Genomic DNA, 20870 nt, shown 5'->3' with positions numbered 1-20870 from the left:
AATGGCGGGAAACAAGCATTGTTCCGCCTCACTTCGGGTACGCGGCACCGCGGCTACGACCCCGTGGACCGTACCCGTTGAAGAGAACGCGTAGAACGTGCCCTTCCGGTTCGAACCCTATGTCAACCTCGCTGTTGCGGGATCCCCGGAAGAGTGACCTGAATGCGGCAGCCGCGAGCGGATTCGGCCACACCGATCCGTCCGCCGTGCAGATCCACCGCCCAGCGGGCGATCGCCAGGCCCAGCCCCGTACCGCCGTCGCTGCCGGGACCGTGCGGGGACGGCACCTCACCGCGGTTGAAACGCTCGAAGACCCGGTGCCGTTCGGACTCCGGGATGCCCGGACCCTCGTCCAGGACCTCCAGTGCCAGCGACTCCGGCCCGGCGCCCCGCCGGGCCAGCACCGTGACCCGGCCGTGCGGCGGGCTGTGCTTGACAGCGTTGTCGACCAGATTGGCCACCACCTGGTGCAGCCGTTCCGCGTCCGCGTGCGCGGTCAGCTCGGGCGGCGACACGTCCAGATGCAGATGTACGTCCTTGCGGGTGTGGTTCCCGGAGCCGGAGGGCAGCCGACGGTGCGAGGCGGCGAGATTCGCCTCCTTCAGCACACCCGACAGATACGGCCACACCTCGAAACGGCGGGCCTTCAGCGTGACCACCCCGCTGTCCAGACGGGACAGGTCCAGCAGCGTCTCCACCAGCCTGCCGAGCCGCTCGGTCTGCTTCAGCGCCGTGCGCATCGTCTCGGGATCGGCCGAGGACACCCCGTCCACGACGTTCTCCAGCACGGCTCTCAGCGCCGCGATGGGCGTCCGCAGCTCGTGCGACACATTGGCCACCAGCTCCTTGCGATGCCGGTCCACGGCCTCCAGGTCGTCCGCCATGCGGTTGATCGTCTGGGCCAGATCGCCGAGCTCGTCCCGCCGGTCGGCGCCGCTCACCCGTCTGGTGTAGTCGCCGTGGGAGATGGACCGGGCCACGGTCGTCATCTCGTCCAGCGGTGCCGTCAGACCGTGCGCCACGAACTGGGTGATCAGCAGGGTCGCGATCACCGAGAACACCGTGATGAAGCGCAGCTCGGTCCTGGTGCGCAGGGCCACCATCAGCAGCCCGGTGGTGATGAACACCGACACCACCACGAGCGTGCCCAGCTTGGCCTTGACCGAGAAGGGACGCAGTCCGGAACCGGGCCGGGTCATGGCGCAGGGGTCTCCAGGGCGTAGCCGACACCGTGCACGGTACGGATCCGTTCCGCGCCGATCTTCCGGCGCAGGGCCTTGATGTGGCTGTCGACCGTGCGGGTGCCGGAGGCGTCCGCCCAGTCCCAGACCTCGGCCAGCAGCTGCTCCCGGGAGAGCACCGCGCGCGGCGTGTTGGCCAGGCAGACCAGCAGGTCGAACTCGGTCGGCGTGAGGTGGACGTCGTCGGTGCGCACCCGGACCCGGCGCTGTGCGTGATCGATCTCCAGCTCGCCGAGGCGCAGTATGCCGCTGCGCGGTGTGACCGCGGCCAGCGCCGCGCGCTCGACCCGGCGCAGCAGGACGTGCACCCGGGCCGCCAGCTCGCGCATCGAGAACGGCTTGGTCATGTAGTCGTCGGCGCCGACCCCGAGGCCGACCAGCATGTCGGTCTCGTCGTCCCTGGCGGTCAGCATCAGCACCGGCACCGGCCGCTGGGCCTGGACGCGGCGGCAGACCTCCAGGCCGTCGAAGCCGGGGAGCATGATGTCGAGCACCATCAGATCGGGCTGCCACGCCTCGGCCGCGTCCACGGCCGCGGGTCCGTCGAGTGCGGTCTGCACCAGAAAGCCCTCGGCCCGCAGCCGGGCGGAAATGGCATCGACGATCGTGGCGTCGTCCTCGACCACCAGCACCCGGCGCTGCGCGCCCGGGGTGGCCGCGACACCGTTGTGGGTGGTGTGTGTCTGTTCCATCGCCCCGCCCCTGCCCGCTCTCGCGGGGGCCATTCCCCCCGGACGCGCGGTCTTCGCTTGTGGATGTCATGGGTGATCCCGTCACCGGTCAGCAGCGTAAAGGCAGCGGACTGCTCTCGGCTACGCAGGGTGTAACGGCTTCGGCGCAATGGAAGTGGCGGAGTGTCGGCCTTGTGGCGCTTGGCCCCGGGCGTTCGGGGGTCATGGCTGCCCGGTGGGGGGCTGCCGGTCTGTCCGAAGTGCGAGATGAACCACGTCGGGAACACCTCGGGCAACACTGACCTCTTCGGTTCTTACCCCACTGAATCCGGCATTCCGCAAGGCTTGTTCGAACTCGGCGGACGGTTGTGCGGACCACACTGCGAGAACACCGCCGGGCGTCAGTCGCTCCCGGCAGTCCGTCAGGCCGGCGGGGGAGTACAGGCCGATGTTGTCCTCGGTGACGGTCCAGTCCGGTCCGTTGTCGATGTCCAGGCACAGGGCGTCGTAACGGTCCGTAGTCGTGTGCAGGTACGAGACGAGATCCGTCGTCAGGACCGTGGTCCGCGGATCGGCGAGCGCCGCCTTGGAGATCGCGGCCAGCGGCCCCTCCCGGTGCCAGTCCACGATCGCCTGCTCCCGTTCGACGACGGCGATCCGCCCCCACCGCGGTTCGTCGGCGGCCCGAACCAGAGAGAAGCCGACCCCGAGCCCCCCGATGAGCACCGCCGGGGCCGGCCGCTCGGCGGGCAGCGCGGCCAGCGCCGCGTCGATCAGCAGCCGCTCGGAACGCCCGTCCGAGGTGTCCATCAGGAAGCACCCGTTGGCGATGATCTCGAAGTCGTCCCCCCGCTCCCGCAGCACGACCTCGCCGTACGGGCCTTCACGGCGGTCGAGTGTGACAGGGGCGAGGGTGTCGGGGCCGTGGATGTCGGGCATGCGCGGATCTCCGGTGCTGGCGGACACGGTCCCCGCCATCCTGTCCGGTCGACGCGGTCGGCGGCCAGCGGATTGCCCGGTCGGTGCCGGAGGCGTGCGCCGGTGGCACCGTCCCGGGCCGCGGGGCGTGCGCCGGCGAGGAACCACGTCCGCCCGGGGAACGTAAGCGCATATAGAGGAACCACGTCCGCCCGGGGAGCGTAAGCGCATATAAGAGGACGGGAGAATGGCGTGGTCGATGCTCCGGCGCGAAGCGATCACCCGTTTTCGGTCACCTCATGTGGCTCAGGCCATGGACGACGTAGGGGAGGATCGCGGAGGGTAGGACGTTGTCGTGGGGGGCTTGTACGGAAAGGGGCCTCGCGCGGTGCATCAGAGTACGGATGAAGCGGCTGGCGAGGAACGACGCGAGGCGCCGCCGCTCGACGCCATACCGCGTCAGCGCCGCAAGGCAGAGGGCGCCGCTCCTTTGGCCCGGAAGTCCCCGAAGGCCGGCGAGGCGCGCAAGGCCCGCCGTCGGCTGCGGCTGCTGCCGACGCCCACCGGTACCCCGTTCACCTTCGGTTATCTGCTGGTGCTCGTCGGCACGTCGCTCTTCATGGAGTTCGCCGACCAGGACACCGTGTCCGCGGTCCTGCGCGCGTCGAGCACGGATGTCGCGCACCTCGGCGAGACCCCGCTGCTCGTCCTGGCCGCCAGCGCCCTCTGGGTCGTCGGCGGGCTCACCTCGCCGTACGTCGTCGGCTTCGCCCTCGTGCTGACCGCCCTGGAGCGCCGCATCGGGGGGTGGCGCACCGCCGGGGTGTTCCTGCTCGGCCATGTCGTGGCGACGCTCGCCACGGAAATCCCGGTCGGGCTCTCCGTGGTGGCCGGTCAGCTGCCGGAGTCCTCGCTGCACCGGCTCGACTACGGCATCAGCTTCGGGCTGATGGCGAGCGTGGGCGCCCTCGCCGGGCTGCTCGTGCCGTGGCTGCGGGTGCTGGTGCTCGGCGGCGTCGGTGCGATGCTGCTGCACGATCTGTTCGAGCTGAGCAGCCCCCTCACCAACTGGGGGCATCCGCTGGCGCTGCTGCTGGGCGTGGGCTGCTGGCCGCTGTTGCGCCGGGTCGTCGCGGCCCGGGGCATGGTGATCAGGGGCGCGGGGCCTTCTCGCCGTGCATCGCGAGGTATTCGGCTGCCGGCCAGGGCGCCAGATCGTCGATGAGCATGGCCACGACGGCCGGGTCGGCGGAGGGTGCGCGGCCCGTGCGGGCGGCCACCACGCATCTGCTCGATCCGCTCCGGGTGGTCCGGAAAGAAGCGGGCGAACACCTCGGCGGACTCCACCAGGTCGCTGGTCCAGCCGCCCCACCGAGGCATGAACCAGGGTGTACCCCGACCGGACGATACGACGGGCGACGCCGGAGGATGGCGCGCCCGGTGATCGCTCACAGCGAACGCACCCCGGGGAACAATGGGCGGCTCAGGAGCATTGAGTCTGCATAGCTCAACTTGACTGCCGAAGGGGAGATAATGGCTACCGATTCCAATGCGGTCACTCCGCTCGCCCTGCCCGTGCTGCCGCTCGACGACGAGGTCGTGCTGCCCGGGATGGTGGTGCCTCTGGACCTGTCCGACACCGATGTGCGCGCCGCCGTGGAGGCCGCGCAGGCCGTGGCCCGCGAGGGCGGCGGCAAGCCCGAGGTGCTCCTGGTGCCGCGGATCGACGGGACGTACACCGGTACCGGTGTCATCGGCACCGTCGAGCAGGTCGGACGGCTTTCGGACGGGGATCCGGGCGCGCTCATCCGCGGCCGTGGCCGGGTGCGGATCGGGGCCGGGACCAGCGGACCGGGGGCCGCGCTCTGGGTGGAGGGGACCCGGGTCGACGCGGTCGTCCCCGACCCGCTCCCCGGAGCCGCCGCCGAGCTGGTCAAGGAGTACAAGGCACTCGCCACCAGCTGGCTGAAGAAGCGCGGTGCCTGGCAGGTCGTGGACCGGGTCCAGCAGATCGAGGACATCTCCGCGCTCGCCGACAATTCCGGATACTCACCCTTCCTCACCACCGCCCAGAAGGTGCAGCTCCTGGAGACCGTGGACGCGGTCGCCCGGCTGAAGCTCGCCATCCAGTGGCTCGGTGAACACCTCGCCGAGCAGGACGTCGCCGAGTCCATCGCCAAGGACGTCCAGGAGGGCGTCGACAAGCAGCAGCGCGAATTCCTGCTGCGGCGCCAGCTCGAAGCCGTGCGCAAGGAGCTCTCCGATCTCAACGGCGGGTCCGGTTCCGCCGCGGACGAGTCCGACGACTACCGGGCGCGCGTCGAGGCCGCCGACCTTCCCGAGCACGTCCGCGAGGCGGCGCTCAAGGAGGTCGACAAGCTGGAGCGCTCCTCCGACCAGAGCCCCGAGGGCTCCTGGATCAGGACCTGGCTCGACACCGTCCTCGAACTGCCTTGGACGGAACGGACCGAGGACGCGTACGACATCCGGGGCGCCCAGGAGATCCTCGACGCCGAGCACTCCGGCTTGCAGGACGTGAAGGAGCGGATCACCGAGTACCTGGCGGTCCGCAAGCGGCGTTCCGACCGCGGCCTCGGCGTCGTCGGCGGGCGGCGCGGCGGTGCCGTGCTGGCGCTGGTGGGTCCTCCGGGCGTGGGCAAGACCTCGCTCGGCGAGTCCGTCGCACACGCCATGGGGCGCAAGTTCGTCCGCGTCGCCCTCGGCGGTGTGCGGGACGAGGCGGAGATCCGCGGCCACCGGCGTACCTACGTCGGCGCCCTGCCGGGGCGTATCGTGCGGGCCGTCAAGGAGGCCGGTTCGATGAACCCGGTCGTCCTGCTCGACGAGATCGACAAGGTCGGCTCGGACTTCCGGGGCGACCCGGCCGCCGCCCTTCTCGAAGTCCTCGACCCGGCGCAGAACCACACCTTCCGCGACCACTACCTGGAGGTCGAACTCGACCTCAGCGACGTCGTCTTCCTGGCCACGGCCAATGTGCTCGAAGCCATCCCGGAGGCCCTGCTGGACCGGATGGAATTGGTCCGGCTCGACGGCTACACCGAGGACGAGAAGGTCGTCATCGCCCGCGACCACCTGCTCCCGCGCCAGCTGGAACGGGCCGGTCTGGAGAAGGACGAGGTGACGCTCGACGAGTCCGCGCTGCGCAAGCTGGCCGGCGAGTACACCCGTGAAGCGGGCGTACGGAACCTGGAGCGGGCCGTCGCCCGGCTGCTCCGCAAGGTCGCGGCCCAGCACGAACTGGGCGACCGGGAGCTGCCGTTCACGGTCACCGAGACGGATCTGCGCGGTCTGATCGGACGGCCGCACCACGTCCCCGAGTCTGCCCAGGACCCGGCCGAGCGCCGGACCTCGGTGCCGGGCGTGGCCACCGGGCTCGCGGTGACCGGGGCGGGCGGCGACGTGCTGTTCGTGGAGGCGTCGTTGGCCGACCCGGAGACCGGGGCGTCCGGGCTGACCCTCACCGGTCAGCTCGGCGACGTGATGAAGGAGTCCGCGCAGATCGCGCTGAGCTTCCTGCGGTCGCACGGCGCGGAGCTGGAGCTGCCGGTCGCCGACCTGAAGGACCGCGGCGTGCACATCCACTTCCCGGCGGGAGCGGTCCCCAAGGACGGCCCGAGTGCCGGTATCACGATGACGACGGCGCTGGCCTCGCTGCTCTCCGGACGGCTGGTCCGTACGGATGTGGCGATGACCGGTGAGGTCTCGCTGACCGGGCGGGTGCTGCCGATCGGCGGCCTGAAGCAGAAGCTGCTGGCCGCGCACCGGGCCGGGATCACCACCGTGGTGATCCCGAAGCGGAACGAGGCCGACCTGGACGACGTTCCGGCCGAGGTCCTGGACACCCTGGAGGTCCATCCGGTGACGGACGTCCGCCAGGTGCTGGAGATCGCCCTCGCGCCGGCCGTCGCGGCCAGGCCCGAGGAGAGGATCCCGGCCGCGGCGTAGCCGCCACGGAGTGACGGACGTGGCACCGCGTGCGCGACCGGTACGGACGGCCCGCCTCCCCGGCAACGGGTGGGCGGGCTGTTCCGCGTGTGCCGGCGGGCGGGCCCGCGAAGGCCGGCCCGCAGCCTCCGCGAGCAGCGCACCGGAGGCCGCGGCGGCCGACGGTTCGACTCCGACAGGCTCTTCGGCAAGCTCAGCACCCGCCGGTACGGGCATCGGCGTCGGCCGGCCGGTGGGCTCCGTCGCCGTCGGCCGCGGAGTCGCGATCAGGGGCGGTAGATCGTCCCCGGGACGGGCTCGGCGGGCGCCATCAGCTGCGGGACGGTGACAAAGGTGTAGCCCTGCTTCTTCAGCGCGTCGATGATGCCGGGCACCGCGGGCACCGTGCCCTTGTAGATGTCGTGCAGCAGGATGATGCCGTCCTTGCTCGCCTGGTCCAGGATGCGCTTCTTGATCAGCGCCGAGTCGGTGGTGGAGTAGTCCTTGGCGGTGGCGCTCCACAGGATCTGGGAGAGGCCCAGGTCCTTGCTGATTCCGGAGACGGTGTCGTCGGTACGGCCCTGCGGCGGGCGCATCAGCCGCGGCTTCTTACCGGTGATCTCCGCTATCGCGTCCTGCGTCTTCTCCAGCTCGGCGCGTATCTCGGCGGGCTTCTTGTCCGTCAGGATCTCGTGGGACCAGGTGTGGTTGGCCACCTCGTGTCCCTCGGCCGCGAGCCTGCGCACGGTGTCGGGGTGCTTCTTGACGTGGTTCTTGCCCAGCAGGAAGAAGGTCGCGTGCACCTTCTTCTCCTTGAGGATGTCCAGCAGATGCGGGGTGTCCTCGCCCGGTCCCGCGTCGAAGGTCAGCGCTATGCACTTGGCCTTGCGGCAGTCCACCGGGCCGAAGGAGCCCTTGGCGTCGGAGCCCGCGTCGCCGCGCGCCGAGCCCGGTGCGGTGGTCTGCATGGAGCAGCCGCTGAGCGTCAGAGTGAGTGCTGTCACAAGGACAGCGGCCAACCCCGCACCGATCGACTTCGTCTTCATGGGCAAGGCGGGTCACTCCTCCGTGGCTGAACAGGGCACGCGATGTGCGGCGGAGAAGGACTATACACACAGCGTATACACGGGATGTGTATGGGTGTCAGGTGCCCGCTCGGAGGCTGAATGGCCTGGTCAGAGGGGCGAGCAGGGCAGAGCCCCCGGTGATTGGGTGGGTCACCGGGGGCTCTGTCGTGCGAAGCGGTGTGCCGCGCGGCAGCGGCGGGCCGGCTCAGCCGTTGGCGAGGGCCTGTACGCGGTCGAGCGCGCCGTTGAAGTGGCTGTGGTCGCCGACGTACGGGCCGGACGAGGTGTACTGCCACATCGTGTAGTAGCCCCAGCCGGCCGGGAGCTCGCCGACCGTGCTGTTGTAGCGGGCCACCCACAGCGGGTTGGTGGTACCGAAGCTCGCGTTGTTCCCGGTGCAGGCCTGCCACCAGCTGGTCGCGGTGTAGATGACCGCGTCGCGTCCGGTGCGCGCCTTGTAGGTGTTCACGAAGTCGCGGATCCAGGAGACCATGGAGGCCTGGCTCAGGCCGTAGCACTGGTCGCCGTACGGGTTCCACTCGATGTCGAGCGCGCCCGGCAGGGTCTTGCCGTCCTTGGGCCAGCCGCCCCCGTGGTCCACGAAGTAGTTGGCCTGGACGGCGCCGCTCGTGGTGTTCGGGGTGGCGAAGTGGTACGAGCCCCGGATCATGCCGACGTTGTACGAGCCGTTGTACTGCTGGGCGAAGTACGGGTTCGTGTAGTAAGTGCCCTCCGTGGCCTTGGTGTAGGCCCACTTCACACCGCTGTTCCAGAGGGTCGGCCAGTCGACGTTGCCCTGGTAGCTGGCGACGTCCACGCCTTCGGTCTGGGCGGCGCGGGTGTCGCGCGGCAGTCCGCCCTGGCCGTCGTGGGCGACGACGCCCATGCCCATCGTGGCCGTGCCCCGTGCGGGCTTCTTGGCCGCGGCGGCGGAGTCGTGGGTGTCCGCGGCGCTTGCAGCGCCGGGCAGGGTGAGGAGGAGGGAAAGGGCTGCGAGCAGGGTTCCGGCCGCGGCGAAGCGCGAGCGGCGGGACGTTTCGGATCCGGATCTGAGCACCGGCATGTGAGTGCCTCCGAGGCCTTGGTGGGGGGACGCGCTGATCCCAGGGGGACGCCGGGCGCACCCCTGCCGGCATGTCATGGTGTGAACATGCCATGCATGACGCTACGCACGTAGACCTGTACCGCGGAAGGGGGCCTGGGCGCCGCCGTTGGTCTATGCCTGCGAAATACTGGCCAAGCTGCGGCGATGACCAGCGGCGAAAGAAACTTTCAGCGGCAGGGAAGCTTATGAGGGGTGTTGACGTGCACGGGAGCGAAAGCGGTAGTGAACCCGGCGCGACCGGAGAAAGTGGCGTGGACCACGCATTCCTGGCCCTGGAGCGGGAGTTGGCCGTCTTTCTGCGGCGGGCGCGGGCCAACTCGGGGGAAATGGCGCGCGAGGTCCACCCCGAACTGGAGGCCGCCGCGTACGGACTTCTCGTCCGGCTGGAGTCGGCCGGACGGCAACGGGCCACCGATCTCGCCGCCTACTTCGGCGTCGGCAAGGCGACCATGAGCCGTCAACTCCGCGCCCTGGAAGACCTCGGACTGGTGGCGCGCGAGCCCGACCCGGCCGACGGCCGCGCCTTTCTCGTCCACCTCACCGCCGAGGGGCTGGCCCGCTATCGAAGCGTCCGCGACGCCCGCCGCGAGCGCTATGTGCGCAAGCTCGCCGGCTGGGACCGGGCCGAGGTGGCCGAACTGGCCCGGCTGTTGCATCACCTCAACGCCCGCGCCGAGGGCTGACGCCCGCGTCCGTACGCTCTCGGCGGCGCCTCTCGTCCCGGCGCGGTGTCACAGCACCGCGTAGACCGCTGTCGCGTCGTCATGGGTCTTGCTGCGGCGCAGACACGTGCGCTCGGTGTCCGCGTCCTCCAGGGCCCGGACGCGGTCGATCAGCCCCTGCGTCCCTTCCTTGTGGAGCACCCCGAGGCAGTCCGCCCAGTCGCCTTCGTGGAACATCCCGGTCCAGCGGGCCGCCCCGTCGGTCAGCGCGGCGAGCGCACGCACCCGGCCGACCGGGGTGCGCCCGGTGACCGCACGGGCCGCCACGGACGGGTCCGCGGCGGCGGTGAAGAAGCCGCCCTCCTTGTTCCGCGCCTGTGCGTCGGCGATCGCCTCGCCGGCCAGCGTGCCCGGTGGCAGGTGGTCCAGCCGGTCGTCGAGCAGGGGGCGCACGCTTTCGTCGGGGGCCTCGAACAACAGTACAGAATCGGAGAGTACGAGGTGCTCGATCTCGCGTTCGTCCCAGCGCGCCATGACGACCGTCGCCTGCGGCGTCCGCACGTGAGAAAGGTCACACAGGGAGCGGTGCGCGTCGGCGGTGCGCCGAATGGACTCGGCCAAGATCTCCTGGAGGGTCAGATCCCGCCGCGAACCAGACAGTTCGACCAGGGCGCCGCCCAGCCGTGCGGTGAACCAGGGCACCGAGTGCACGCAACCGTCGTCACCCCGTGGCGGGGTCACCCCGTCGAGCAGGACCAGCGCCCCACCCTGGCCCGAAGCGGGCACGGTCGTGGCCGCCCAGTCCTCGTTCGGGCGGTCGGGACTGCCTTGGACGGTGGCGAGTTCGATGCGCATACAGCCAGTCTGCACGATGTCTTCACGAGCCCTGCATCGGCCAGAATTGGCCTGTACCAGCAGGTCAGGCGGGTGTCCCGAGCGGGAGGAATGGCTCCGGGCGGCGTGCGGGTGGGCATCCTGCCAAAGCCGGGGCGGAAGTTCCAGCCGAAGCACCAGGTGTGCCGGACATGCCCCGGGGGGAGACTTGTTCGTCAACTCCGGAGTGATGTTCACTCGTTCAGGTGGCGGAGTGGTTGATGCGCGCCCCCCTCTCAAAAGCGCTGGAATGGTCAGAAGCCGTACAGGGGTCGGGGTGCTCGTTCACATGTGATCGTGCGTCACCCCTGCTTCAAGGGCGGACGAGTCAAGAATGCGAGCACCGGTGCAGAAGAAGCGGCCTCGGAGCAAGGGCAGCAAGCACAGCGGTTCCGGGGTGACGCCTCCGGCACCCACCGAGAGCGAGGGCACCCGGCGCACCGTGCGCGTACGCAGCCGGCTGGTCGCCGGCGTCGCGGTGGTCGGTATCACCGTCATCGCCGCGGGTGCGCCCGCGGCCCTGAGCGCTTCCTCGGACCTGAACGAGTCGCAGCGGCTGGTCACTCTCGCCGAGCTGAACCAGCAGGCCATCGCGCTCGCGCACGCCCTGGCGGACGAGCGTGACGAGGTCACCGCCTACATCGCGGCCGGCCGTGACGAGCAGTCCGGCCCGGTGGCGGAGGGCAAGGGCGACCCCGGCAGCCGGAGCGCCCGCGTCGACCAGCAGGTGGACGAGATCCGGGACGCGGCCCCGGCCGCACTGCGCCGCGACCTCTCGACCATCCCCTCGCTGCGCCGCGACGCGCTCAGCGGCAAGGGCTCGGCGCTGCAGGCCCATCAGGCGTACTCCGAGGTCGTCGCCAAGCTCCACGACCTCGCCGACGAGCTCGCCGAGAAGACCCCGCCGCGCGCCGCCGGGTCCACCCGCGCGCCGCTCGCGCTCGGCCGGGCCACCGAGCAGGCATCCGCCACCCGGGGGCTGCTGCTCGCCGCGCTCTCCGTGCCCCGCCCCGTCACGACCCCGCAGATCGACCCGATCACCGGGCTGCCCGTCCAGACCCAGGACCAGGGCAGCAGCAAGGACGCCCGCGCCCGTGACGAGCTGAGCGCCGCCGCCCAGCAGGCCCGCGTCCGTGAACTCGCCTCGCTCGCCGACTTCGACCAGACCGCGGGCACCACCGCCCGCGACAAGCTGTCGTCCACCGTCACCGGCCCCGAGGTCAACAGTGCGGAGAAGTACCTCAACTCCCTCACCGACCGCCCCGAGCTGTCCGAATCCGACCAGCAGACCAGCGGCAAGAAGGTCGAGGCGGCCCTCTCCGCCCGGATCGACCGGATGCGGAGCGTCGAGTCCGCCCTCGGCACCGCGCAGGTCCAGCGCCTGGAGCAACTGCGCGACGACGACGTCACCGCGCTCGAACTGCGGATCGCGCTGCTCGGCGGCTGTCTGCTGATCGCCGTCGGTGTCTCCACCGCCGTGGCCCGCACCCTCACCCAGCCGCTCGCCGTCCTGCGGATCGGTGCCGCCCGCCTCGTCGCCGAGCCCGACAACGCCGAACCGATCCGCTACACCGGCCGCAATGACGAGTTCGCCCAGGTCGTGCGGTCCATCAACGCCCTGCACGGCAAGCTGCACGGACTGCTCCACGAGTTCAACGGCCGCTTCGAGAGCCTGCAGGCCGAGCGCGCCGAGCTGGTCGCCGGACGCGAGGCCCTCACCGTCCAGCGCGCCGAGCTCCAGGTCCTGACCTCCGACCTGACCGCCCAGCTGGAGCGGCTGACGAACACGGTCAACCACACCTTCGTCAACCTCTCGCTGCGTACCCTCGGCCTCGTCGAGCGCCAGCTCGGCGTCATCGAGAGCCTGGAGGAGAAGGAGCACGACCCGGACCGGCTGGCCACCCTCTTCAAGCTCGACCACATGGCCACGGTCATGCGTCGGCACAGCGAGAACATGCTGGTACTCGCGGGCGCCGAGCACGGACACGGGCACGCGGGCCCGATCCCGCTGGTCGATGTGGCGCGCGCGGCCGTCTCCGAGATCGAGCGGTACGAGCGGGTCACCATCCAGTCCCTGCCGCCGCACGCCCAGATCGCCGGTTTCGCCGCCGACGACCTCAGCCACCTCATCGCCGAACTCCTGGAGAACGCCACCTCCTTCTCGCCGCCGGACTCCCATGTCCAGCTCTCCGGCTGGCTGCTGGAGACGGGCGAGGTGATGATCTCCGTCCAGGACGAGGGCATCGGGATGTCGGCCGTACGCATGGGCGAGCTCAACGCCCGGCTCGGTGATCCGACGCTCTTCGACACGGGCGAGGCGGGCGACAAGGGAGCGTCCGGGGCCGGACTCGGCCTCCAGGTCACCTCGCTGCTGGCCGCACGTCACGGCGTACGGGTCCAGCTGCGCGACCACAAGGGCAGCGGGGTCACGGCCGTCGTCATCCTGCCCAAGGTACTGCTGCCGAAGGCACCGCCGAACGCCACACCGCCGCCGGTGAAGGTGCCCGGGGAAGCGCCCGTGCTGCACCTGCCGGGGTCGGTCGCCGAGGCCAACTCCAACGCCCTGCCGGGGCGTACGCTCGGCCTGCCCGGCGACCCGCTGATCGCCGCGGCCGAGCAGACGATCCGCGAGTCCGGGGCCGCGGTCGAGCCCGAGCAGACGATCCCCGAGTCCGGCGCCGCGGTCGAGCCCGAGGCCGGGCCCGAGTCCGGACAGGCGGCGGACGCCGCGCCCGCTCCGGCCGCCGCCGAGACCGAGGCCGAGACCACGATGCAGGTCCGGCTCCCGGTGGTGCCGGAATTCACGGACGGCCCCGAGTTCACGGCGCCCGACCCGTACGCCATCGGTCCCGACCGCCACGAGCGCTCCGCCGACGAGTCGGCGGAGCCCCGTACCACCCCGGAGCCCGCGGCACACACCGCACCGGAGCCGTACACCGCTCCCGCGCCCACCCCGGAGCCCGCGGCACACACCGCACCGGCCCCCGCGCCGGCACCGGAGCCGTACACCGCCCCCGCGGCCGTCGCCGACGCCCTGCCGGGCCCGCGGCAGCCGGAGCAGTCGCAGCCGCAGCAGGAACGCATCACCGACAAGGGGCTGCCCAAGCGCACCCCCAAGGTCGTGAAGCCCGCCACGGCACCCGCCTCCGAACGCACGGGCAGCCTGGACAAGGAGGCCCTGCGCCGCCGGCTCGGCGGCTTCCACCAGGGCGCGAGGGACGGCCGCCGGGACGTCGAGGCGGAAATCGCCGAGATGACGGCGACCCAGCCGTTCCCCGCAGCCGCCGCTCACGCCGGGCGCCCCGCACATACCGACCACAGTGACCCGGCCGACCGCAATGACGGCCGAACCGATGAGACGGGGGACACAGTCGAGGAGGCACGCAGTTGACTGCGCCCAGCACATTCGGGCTGAGTACCGAGGCCCGGAACCTTCACTGGTTGCTGAGCAATCTGGTGGAGGAGGTGCCAGGGGTCCACTCGGTCACCGTCGTCTCGTCCGACGGACTGATGCTGCTCTCCTCCGACCCCGGCCACCAGACCACCCGCGCCACCGGTCGGCAGGACGGCCCCAGGGGCTCCAGCGCCGACCTGGCGACCATTGTCTCCGGCATCGGCAGCCTCACGGCCGGGGCCGCCAAGCTGATGGACGGCGGCGGCGTCAAGCAGACCATGGTCGCCATGGACGAGGGCAGCGTCTTCGTCATGTCGATCAGCGACGGCTCGCTGCTCGGTGTGCACGCCACCCCGGACTGCGACATGAGCGTCATCGCTTACCACATGGCGCTCTTCGTCGGCCGAGCCGGACACGTACTCACCCCCGAACTCCGCAGTGAACTGCGCAAATCGATGGAGAGCACCCAGTGACGTCCGCTGCTGAACCCGCCCGCAGGCTGCCCGTCCGCGGGTCCGACCGAAGGCCCGCGCGGGTCCGCCCGTACTCCCTCACCGGCGGCCGTACCCGCTTCGGACATGTCCTGCTCGTCGAGACGTTCGTCGCCGCGCTCGAAGCACCCGAGGAACGCCGTGAACTGACCAACGGCAACCTGGCCACCCGCGTCATGCCGGAGCTCCAGGCCATCGTCGAACTCTGCCGCCGGATGCGTACGGTCGCGGAGATCTCCGCCCTGTTGAAGATGCCGCTCGGCGTGGTCCGGGTACTGCTCAGCGACTTGGCCGACCAGGGAAAGATCCGCGTGTACGGGACCGGTCACGGCACCGGCCAGCCCGACCGCGCACTGCTCGAAAGGGTGCTCAATGGACTCCGCCGTCTCTGAGTCGCCACTCTTCGCCCCGCGCCAGCCCGGGGCCAAGGACCAGGCCGAAGAATCGCTGCAGGCCTGGCAGTTGGATCACACCAGGGCCCCCATCGCCACGAAGATCGTGGTCGCGGGCGGGTTCGGGGTGGGCAAGACGACCTTCGTGGGGTCGGTCTCCGAGATCACTCCGCTGCAGACCGAAGCGATGATGACGCAGGCCAGCGAGGAGACCGACGATCTCTCCGCGACGCCCGACAAGGTCACCACGACCGTCGCGATGGACTTCGGCAGGCTCACGCTCGACGACGACCTGGTGCTGTACGTGTTCGGCACACCGGGCCAGCAGCGTTTCTGGTTCATGTGGGACGACCTGGTGCGCGGCGCCATCGGCGCGGTGGTGCTCGCCGACACCCGGCGGCTCGCCGACTGCTTTCCCGCGCTCGACTACTTCGAGAGCTGCGGACTGCCGTACATCGTCGCCGTCAACCACTTCGAGGACACACCGGGTTACGAGGCCGTGGACGTCCGGGAGGCCCTGACCGTGCCCCCGCACGTACCAGTTGTGATCATGGACGCGCGTAACAGGATCACCGTCGTCGAGTCGCTGCTGGCCCTTGTCGGTCACGCCCTCGACGCCACCCCGGCCTAGGAGCGCGCGCAAGCGCCCTCCCAGCTCGCACGTCACACGTAACGGAGAAACCGCGATGCGGAAGATACTCATAGTCGGAGCCGGTCAGTCCGGTCTCCAGCTCGCCCTCGGACTGCAGTCCAGAGGCTACGAAGTCACCCTCATGTCCAACCGGACCGCCGACGAGATCCGCTCCGGCCGGGTCATGTCGACGCAGTGCATGTTCCACACGGCGCTGCAGTACGAGCGCGACTACCAGCTCAACTTCTGGGAGTCCCAGGCCCCGCGCATCGAGGGCCTCGGCGTCTCGGTCGCCGCGCCGGACTCCTCGCGCGCCATCGACTGGGTCGGCAAGCTGGACGGCTTCGCCCAGTCCGTCGACCAGCGCGTGAAGATGGCCGGCTGGATGGAGACCTTCGCCCAGCGCGGCGGACAGCTCGTCATCCACGGCGCCGCCGTCTCCGACCTGGACTACTTCTCCCGCACCTATGACCTGGTGATGGTCTCGGCGGGCAAGGGTGAGCTGGTCTCCATGTTCGGCCGGGACGCGTCCCGTTCGCCGTTCGACGCCCCGCAGCGCGCCCTGGCCGTCGCGTACGTCCACGGCCTGGGCCCGCGCCCCGAGCACCCCGAGTTCGACGCGGTCCGCTGCAACCTGGTCCCCGGCGTCGGCGAGCTCTTCGTGATGCCGACCCTGACCACCTCCGGCCGCGCCGACATCCTCTTCTGGGAGGGCGTCCCGGGCGGCCCGGTCGACGCGTTCCAGGACATCAAGGACCCCTCCGAGCACCTCGCCAAGACGCTGGAGCTCATGGAGCGCTTCCTGCCCTGGGAGTACGCCCGTGCCACCAAGGTCGAACTGACCGACGCCAACGCCACCCTGGCGGGCCGTTACGCCCCGACCGTCCGCAAGCCGATCGGCCGGCTGCCCGGCGGCGGTCTGGTCCTCGGCGTGGGGGACGTGGTCGTCGCCAACGACCCGGTCACCGGCCAGGGCTCCAACACGGCCTCCAAGTGTGCGAACTCCTACCTGAACTCGATCATCGAGCACGGCGACCGCGAGTTCGACGCCGAGTGGATGCAGGCCACGTTCGACCGGCACTGGGAGAACACACAGCACGTCGTGAAGTGGACCAACGCGATGCTCGGCGTACCGCCGGAGCACGTGCTGAACCTGATCGGCGCCGCCGGCCAGCTCCAGCCGGTCGCCAACCGCTTCGCCAACGGCTTCAACGACCCGGCGGACTTCGACAACTTCTTCTTCGACCCGGAGAAGACGAACGCGTACCTCGCCGAGGTCTCGGGCGCCGCGTAGACGCCTGACCGCGACAGCCGGGCCTGGTTCCGTCGGCGATCCGACGGGACCCGGCCCGGCTGTCATGTGCGGGCGCCCCGAGCGCCCTCTCCGCGGGTGGTCCAGGGTCTTTCGACCGGATCGGGCCGGATCGGCGGCCGGGGCGCGCGAGCCCGGCGTGATCCGAGCCAGAGGCCCTAACCCTGGGGCGCCGACGACGAGCCGTACCCCGCGTCCGAGTCGGCGGACGCGCTCTGCGGGAGCTGCGGCAGCTGGTACGCGGAGAGCGGCGTGCTCTGCGGATCCGGCCGTACGGCGCCCAGCAGCGGATTCGACGCCACGGGCGAGACCTTCACCTGGGAGCCGGGCCGGGGCGCCTGCACCACCAGCCCGTTGCCGATGTACAGCGCCACATGAGTGGCCTTCGGGAAGTAGATCACCAGGTCGCCGGGGCGCAGCGCGTTCAGCGGCACCTTCGGCAGCTGCCGCCACTGCTCCTGCGAGGTCCGCGGAATGATCCGGCCCGCCTTCGCCCAGGCCTGCGAGGTGAGCCCCGAGCAGTCGAACGAGTCCGGCCCCTCCGCGCCCCACACGTACGGCTTCCCGAGTTGTCCGATCGCGTACTCCACCGCCGTGCCGCCCGCCTCGGACGGCGGCCTGGCCGAGGACAGGGCGCCCGAGGTGACCAGGGCGCCCTGGGCCTTCGCCATGCCCTGCTGTTCCAGCCGGGAGAGCTCGGCGAGCTGTGCGGCGGAGAGTGTGGCCAGTTTCGCCTCGACGGTCCTGAGCCGCGACCGTACGTCATCCCGTTGCCCCCTCTGCCTCGTGGCCAGGACCTGCTGCCGGTCCAGTACCTTGCGGGACTCGGCCGCCAGGTCGTGGGCGCGCTTCTCGGTGCCGGTGAGCCGCTTCACGGTCGCCGCCCGCTCGGCCGCCGCATGCCGCAGCACATGCTCCTGGTCCAGGAGGTGCTGGGGATCGCGGGCCAGCAGCAGCTGCATGTACGAGGAGAAGTCGGACCGTCCCTGGTACTGCTCCCGGGCCAGCTGCCCCGCCTGGTCGCGGCTGTCGGACAGCGCGGTCCGGGCGGCGGCGAGGGAGGCGCTGAGCCGCTTCGCCTCCGCCGCGCGCCTCTTCAGCTCCGCCGCGGTCCCGTTGTACGTCTCGGTGGCCTCCTCGGCCTGCTGGTACAGCTTCTGGAGCTGGGCCAGCAGCTGGGCGACGCTCTTGTTCGCGGCCGTGGGGGCCGGGGCGGCGGACGGCTTCGCGGTGCCGCTCGTCACGGGGTCCGGGACCACGGGCGCGGCGACTGCCTGCGGGGACGCGAGGAGCGTGACCAGGGCCGCGGTGCCGACCGCACACAGGACACTGCCTGACACGACATCACCTCCGTTGACGGGGCGAATCATGGGGGTGCCCCAAAAGCGAGCACAATGGAACAATTCGACCACTCGGTGTCAGGAGATGCAAGAACCCTGCGGTGTGGCGGCCTGCGGGTTCGCCCGGAAGGCGGTGGCCGCCCGACAGGCTCTTAGGCCACCGGGAACGCGTAGAAGATCCGGTCGCGCTGGACGACGGCCGTCCTCCCGGTCGCGAGCACCCGGTACGGCGCGGTGACCGTGGGTCCCTTCGGGTCCTGGGACCCGATGTCCTGGAACTTCCACAGCCGCCGCCCGTCCTCCGCCGCGAACGCGGTGACCTGGGCCGTGTCCGCGGCCAGCAGCGTTTTGCGGGACGCACTGAGCGTGACCGCGGGGGCGGCGGGGCCGGGTGCCGCCTCCGTCGAGCGCCGCCAGCGCAGCCGCCCCGTCTCCCGCTCGACCGCGCCCACTTCCTGATCGCGGTTGGTGGTGTGCAGCAGGGTTCCGGAGGCGACGGAGGTGCCGTACGCGGTCCCGGTGGTGCCGTTCACCGTCCACTTCGGCTTGCCGTCGGGGAGTTCGAATGCCTGGAGGTCGTCGCCCACCGCCGCGTACAGCAGGCCGCGGGCGTCACCCATGGCGGCACCGTCGGGCGCGACCGTGCCGAACGACCTGCTCCACAGCAGCTTCCCGGTCTTCTGGTCGAAGCCCCGGAAGACGGCTTTCCCCTTGGCGGACTTCACGTCGCCGGAGGTGAGCGTGGCCGGGCTCTGACGTACGACGAGGTCGTCCCGCCCGACCGCGATCAGCCGGTAGACGGGGGCGGCGGGGCCGCGCCCGGTGGGTACGGGGGTCCGCCACAGCTCCTTGCGCCGCGAGACGTCGTAGGCGAAGAGGTAGGACTTGACGGCCTTCTGGTCCTTGCCGCGTTTCTTGCCCTTCTTCGGGGGCGGGGCCTTGACGGTGACTTCGTTGGAGCCGGTGAACCAGACCACCGGTCCGGAGCCGCCGACGATCTCGGCCACCGCGAGATTCGGAACCCCGGCGAACTGGTCCGCGTAGCCGACCCGGTGGGTTACCTTGCCGTCCTTCGGCGACAGCCACAGGAACGCGGACGGACCGGCGACGAAGCAGAGGTCCTTCCCGGCCGGCAGTGCGGCCCGTCCCTTGGCGGCATCGGCGCTCTCCCAGACCCGGCGCCCGGTGCGCAGATCGACACCGGTGGCCCCGTTCTCGCCGGTCAGCACGAGCAGCCGGTCGTTCCAGAGGGCGGCGGTGAGCGGTGACGGCTCGGCCGCCGGGTGCGTGTACACCCAGCGCGGCTGCGGGGGCAGCCCCGCGACGACGGGGCCGCTGCGGCTCGGCGCGGGCTTGGGATCGTCCGTCCTGCCGCCGTCCCCGGACCCGAACGCGAGCGCCCCGCCTCCGCCGACGATCAGCCCCGCGGCCCCGGCGGCGAGTCCGATGAACAGACCGCGCCGGTCGAGGGCGGGGGAGGAGGGGGCGGGGGCGGGCGTGGGACGTACGGGGACCGGCAGCGGTACCGGCGGGAGCACGGCGGGGAGCGCGGCCGGGGGTTCGGCGGCCGTCCCCGCGCCGGGTCCGGTGAGCTCGCGCGGCACGGACAGCTGGGTCGTGGTCCGGTCGGTCCTCGACGCCTGGCGCCCGATGTCCCCGAGCTGCGCGGTACGGGTGTCCCGGGCGGGGAGGGGCTCGCCGGCCGGGGCGGGTACATGGGCAGCCGGGCCGGCCGTCGCCCCCGAAGGCGTGCCGACGCGCGCGTCGGCCGGCCCACCGGCCGGGGCGGCATCCTCGGGTCCGTCGACGGCCCCGTCGGCCGGTCCGCCCGCCGGAGCGTCGACCGGATGACCGGCAGCGGCCAACTCCCGTACCCGCACGGCCTGTTCCGCCACCGCGGCCGCCACCCGCTCAGGCAGTCGGCCGCCCTTCGCCGAACCGGCCGCCCCCTCCGGGGCCAGCTCCGCCGCGACCGTCCCCGCGCTCGGCCGGTCGGCCGGGTCCTTCGCCAGGCAGCGCGCGATCAGATCGCGCAATTGCGCCGGGACCGCACCGAGTTCGGGGTCGGTGCGGGCGATCCGCTCGGCGCCCTCGGCGGCCGGACCGTCGGCGAGCGGGGTCGTGCCGGTCGCCGCGTACGCCAGCAGCAGGCCCAGGACGAAGAGGTCGGAGGCCGGTCCGGGGTCCTCGCCTGCGACCTGTTCAGGGGTGAGATAGCCGAGCCGTACGGACAACTGCCCACCGGGCCGGGCCTCGGCGGCCGCCGCGGCGCCCAGCGGGCCGAACGCGGTGAGCCGCGGCCCGTCCTCGGCCAGCAGCACCGTCCCGGGGGCGAGGCCCTGGAGCACTGCTCCGGTGGCGTGCACCCGGGAGAGCGTCTCGGCGATGCCCGCGCCCAGTATCCGGACGGCACGCTCGGGGAGCGGACCCATGACCTCGATCGCCTCGGTGAGCGTCAGAGCGGGTGTGTAGGGGACGGCCGTCCACGGCGGGACGTCGTCCGCGTCTTCGGCGGAGGCGTCCAGCGACGGCTGGACCCAGCCGCCGGCCAGCCGCTCCGCGGTGCGGGCCTCCGCCTGGAAACGGCGCCGGAAGGCGGGCAGCGCGGCGAGTCGGGGACGGGCGGCGTTGATCACCACGGGTCTGTCGCCGGCCGCGTCGTGCGCGAGGTACTGCACGGCGCTCGCGGTCTCGCGGAACCGCGCCAGTACGGCGTACGGACCGATGCGGCGTGGATCGTCCTGACGCAGCGCCTCCATGGCGCACCCCCTTGCTGACCGTGCCCGGCACCAGAGCGTCGATCTTAGACCGGCCGGTCTCGGCCCTGC

At 71.4% G+C, this 20870-nt stretch carries 16 protein-coding genes; 8 read left to right on the top strand and 8 right to left on the bottom strand.

All coding sequences use genetic code 11. The features are described from left to right. Positions 1 to 122 precede the first annotated feature (122 nt). The 3 genes from ABZ826_RS02230 to ABZ826_RS02220 all read right to left on the bottom strand — a co-directional run bounded on the left by ABZ826_RS02230 (position 123) and on the right by ABZ826_RS02220 (position 2851). Complete coding sequence (locus ABZ826_RS02230; protein ID WP_361440840.1) at positions 123 to 1199, bottom strand: ATP-binding protein; 1077 nt, start codon at positions 1197 to 1199, stop codon at positions 123 to 125. Continuing rightward, positions 1196 to 1933 (bottom strand): response regulator transcription factor, encoded by a 738-nt coding sequence (locus ABZ826_RS02225; RefSeq protein WP_358681359.1) that lies wholly within the window; start codon positions 1931 to 1933, stop codon positions 1196 to 1198. Before ABZ826_RS02225 ends, ABZ826_RS02230 begins: the two co-directional genes overlap by 4 nt. Before the next feature lie 201 nt (positions 1934 to 2134). Continuing rightward, positions 2135 to 2851, bottom strand: coding sequence for a spermidine synthase (locus ABZ826_RS02220; RefSeq protein ID WP_361441138.1), 717 nt, complete (start codon positions 2849 to 2851; stop codon positions 2135 to 2137). A gap of 469 nt (positions 2852 to 3320) precedes the next feature. Here ABZ826_RS02220 and ABZ826_RS02215 point away from each other — a divergent pair, with 469 nt between their 5' ends. Together ABZ826_RS02215 and lon are read left to right on the top strand one after the other, a co-directional pair. Then, positions 3321 to 4055, top strand: coding sequence for a rhomboid-like protein (locus ABZ826_RS02215; protein ID WP_361441135.1), 735 nt, complete (start codon positions 3321 to 3323; stop codon positions 4053 to 4055). A gap of 308 nt (positions 4056 to 4363) precedes the next feature. Beyond that, positions 4364 to 6796, top strand: a complete 2433-nt coding sequence (gene lon / locus ABZ826_RS02210) for an endopeptidase La (RefSeq protein ID WP_361440835.1) — start codon at positions 4364 to 4366, stop codon at positions 6794 to 6796. A gap of 266 nt (positions 6797 to 7062) precedes the next feature. Here lon and ABZ826_RS02205 read toward each other — a convergent pair whose 3' ends face one another. After that, positions 7063 to 7821 carry a polysaccharide deacetylase family protein gene (locus tag ABZ826_RS02205; RefSeq protein ID WP_361441132.1) on the bottom strand — a complete coding sequence of 253 codons (759 nt, stop codon included), beginning with the start codon at positions 7819 to 7821 and terminating at the stop codon, positions 7063 to 7065. Between the two features lie 226 nt (positions 7822 to 8047). Further along, positions 8048 to 8905 carry a lysozyme gene (locus tag ABZ826_RS02200; protein WP_361440832.1) on the bottom strand — a complete coding sequence of 286 codons (858 nt, stop codon included), beginning with the start codon at positions 8903 to 8905 and terminating at the stop codon, positions 8048 to 8050. A gap of 242 nt (positions 8906 to 9147) precedes the next feature. On the opposite strand from ABZ826_RS02200, the gene ABZ826_RS02195 reads away from it, so the two are divergent. Beyond that, on the top strand, positions 9148 to 9630 hold the full coding sequence (locus ABZ826_RS02195) for a MarR family transcriptional regulator (protein WP_361440829.1): 483 nt from the start codon (positions 9148 to 9150) through the stop codon (positions 9628 to 9630). Between the two features lie 48 nt (positions 9631 to 9678). Here ABZ826_RS02195 and ABZ826_RS02190 read toward each other — a convergent pair whose 3' ends face one another. Further along, on the bottom strand, positions 9679 to 10464 hold the full coding sequence (locus ABZ826_RS02190) for a hypothetical protein (RefSeq protein WP_361440826.1): 786 nt from the start codon (positions 10462 to 10464) through the stop codon (positions 9679 to 9681). Between the two features lie 364 nt (positions 10465 to 10828). On the opposite strand from ABZ826_RS02190, the gene ABZ826_RS02185 reads away from it, so the two are divergent. Genes ABZ826_RS02185 through ABZ826_RS02165 form a run of 5 tightly spaced genes read left to right on the top strand, consistent with a single transcriptional unit; the run spans position 10829 to position 16684 of the window. Next, positions 10829 to 13873, top strand: a complete 3045-nt coding sequence (locus tag ABZ826_RS02185; RefSeq protein WP_361440823.1) for a nitrate- and nitrite sensing domain-containing protein — start codon at positions 10829 to 10831, stop codon at positions 13871 to 13873. Then, positions 13870 to 14349, top strand: coding sequence for a roadblock/LC7 domain-containing protein (locus ABZ826_RS02180; RefSeq protein WP_361440820.1), 480 nt, complete (start codon positions 13870 to 13872; stop codon positions 14347 to 14349). The genes ABZ826_RS02185 and ABZ826_RS02180 overlap by 4 nt, the downstream gene beginning before the upstream one ends. Continuing rightward, a complete protein-coding gene (locus ABZ826_RS02175; protein ID WP_351077864.1) occupies positions 14346 to 14759 on the top strand; it encodes a DUF742 domain-containing protein in 414 nt (137 codons plus the stop codon). Before ABZ826_RS02180 ends, ABZ826_RS02175 begins: the two co-directional genes overlap by 4 nt. Beyond that, a complete protein-coding gene (locus ABZ826_RS02170) occupies positions 14740 to 15390 on the top strand; it encodes an ATP/GTP-binding protein (RefSeq protein WP_361440815.1) in 651 nt (216 codons plus the stop codon). Before ABZ826_RS02175 ends, ABZ826_RS02170 begins: the two co-directional genes overlap by 20 nt. Before the next feature lie 55 nt (positions 15391 to 15445). Beyond that, the gene (locus ABZ826_RS02165; RefSeq protein ID WP_361440812.1) at positions 15446 to 16684 is read left to right on the top strand and encodes a styrene monooxygenase/indole monooxygenase family protein; all 1239 of its coding nucleotides are present in this window, start codon (positions 15446 to 15448) and stop codon (positions 16682 to 16684) included. Between the two features lie 176 nt (positions 16685 to 16860). Here the strand turns inward: ABZ826_RS02165 and ABZ826_RS02160 are convergent, their stop codons facing one another. Further along, a complete protein-coding gene (locus ABZ826_RS02160; RefSeq protein WP_361440809.1) occupies positions 16861 to 18042 on the bottom strand; it encodes an NlpC/P60 family protein in 1182 nt (393 codons plus the stop codon). A 152-nt stretch (positions 18043 to 18194) separates the two neighbouring features. Beyond that, positions 18195 to 20801 (bottom strand): PQQ-binding-like beta-propeller repeat protein, encoded by a 2607-nt coding sequence (locus ABZ826_RS02155; RefSeq protein ID WP_361440806.1) that lies wholly within the window; start codon positions 20799 to 20801, stop codon positions 18195 to 18197. Positions 20802 to 20870: the final 69 nt, after the last annotated feature.

Source organism: Streptomyces sp. NPDC047515 (assembly GCF_040643055.1).
Classification (GTDB): Bacteria; Actinomycetota; Actinomycetes; order Streptomycetales; family Streptomycetaceae; genus Streptomyces.
The sequence above is the reverse complement of the archived record's forward strand: the minus strand, read 5'-3'. Positions and strand labels throughout refer to the sequence as shown.

Bases quoted from the DNA above. Each gene is read 5' to 3' on its own strand.
- ABZ826_RS02170 (WP_361440815.1), top strand. From the start codon at position 14,740: ATGGACTCCGCCGTCTCTGAGTCGCCACTCTTCGCCCCGCGCCAGCCC.
- lon (WP_361440835.1), top strand. From the start codon at position 4,364: ATGGCTACCGATTCCAATGCGGTCACTCCGCTCGCCCTGCCCGTGCTG.
- ABZ826_RS02205 (WP_361441132.1), bottom strand. From the start codon at position 7,821: ATGAAGACGAAGTCGATCGGTGCGGGGTTGGCCGCTGTCCTTGTGACA.
- ABZ826_RS02230 (WP_361440840.1), bottom strand. From the start codon at position 1,199: ATGACCCGGCCCGGTTCCGGACTGCGTCCCTTCTCGGTCAAGGCCAAG.
- ABZ826_RS02190 (WP_361440826.1), bottom strand. From the start codon at position 10,464: ATGCGCATCGAACTCGCCACCGTCCAAGGCAGTCCCGACCGCCCGAAC.
- ABZ826_RS02155 (WP_361440806.1), bottom strand. From the start codon at position 20,801: ATGGAGGCGCTGCGTCAGGACGATCCACGCCGCATCGGTCCGTACGCC.
- ABZ826_RS02165 (WP_361440812.1), top strand. From the start codon at position 15,446: ATGCGGAAGATACTCATAGTCGGAGCCGGTCAGTCCGGTCTCCAGCTC.
- ABZ826_RS02200 (WP_361440832.1), bottom strand. From the start codon at position 8,905: ATGCCGGTGCTCAGATCCGGATCCGAAACGTCCCGCCGCTCGCGCTTC.
- ABZ826_RS02220 (WP_361441138.1), bottom strand. From the start codon at position 2,851: ATGCCCGACATCCACGGCCCCGACACCCTCGCCCCTGTCACACTCGAC.
- ABZ826_RS02225 (WP_358681359.1), bottom strand. From the start codon at position 1,933: ATGGAACAGACACACACCACCCACAACGGTGTCGCGGCCACCCCGGGC.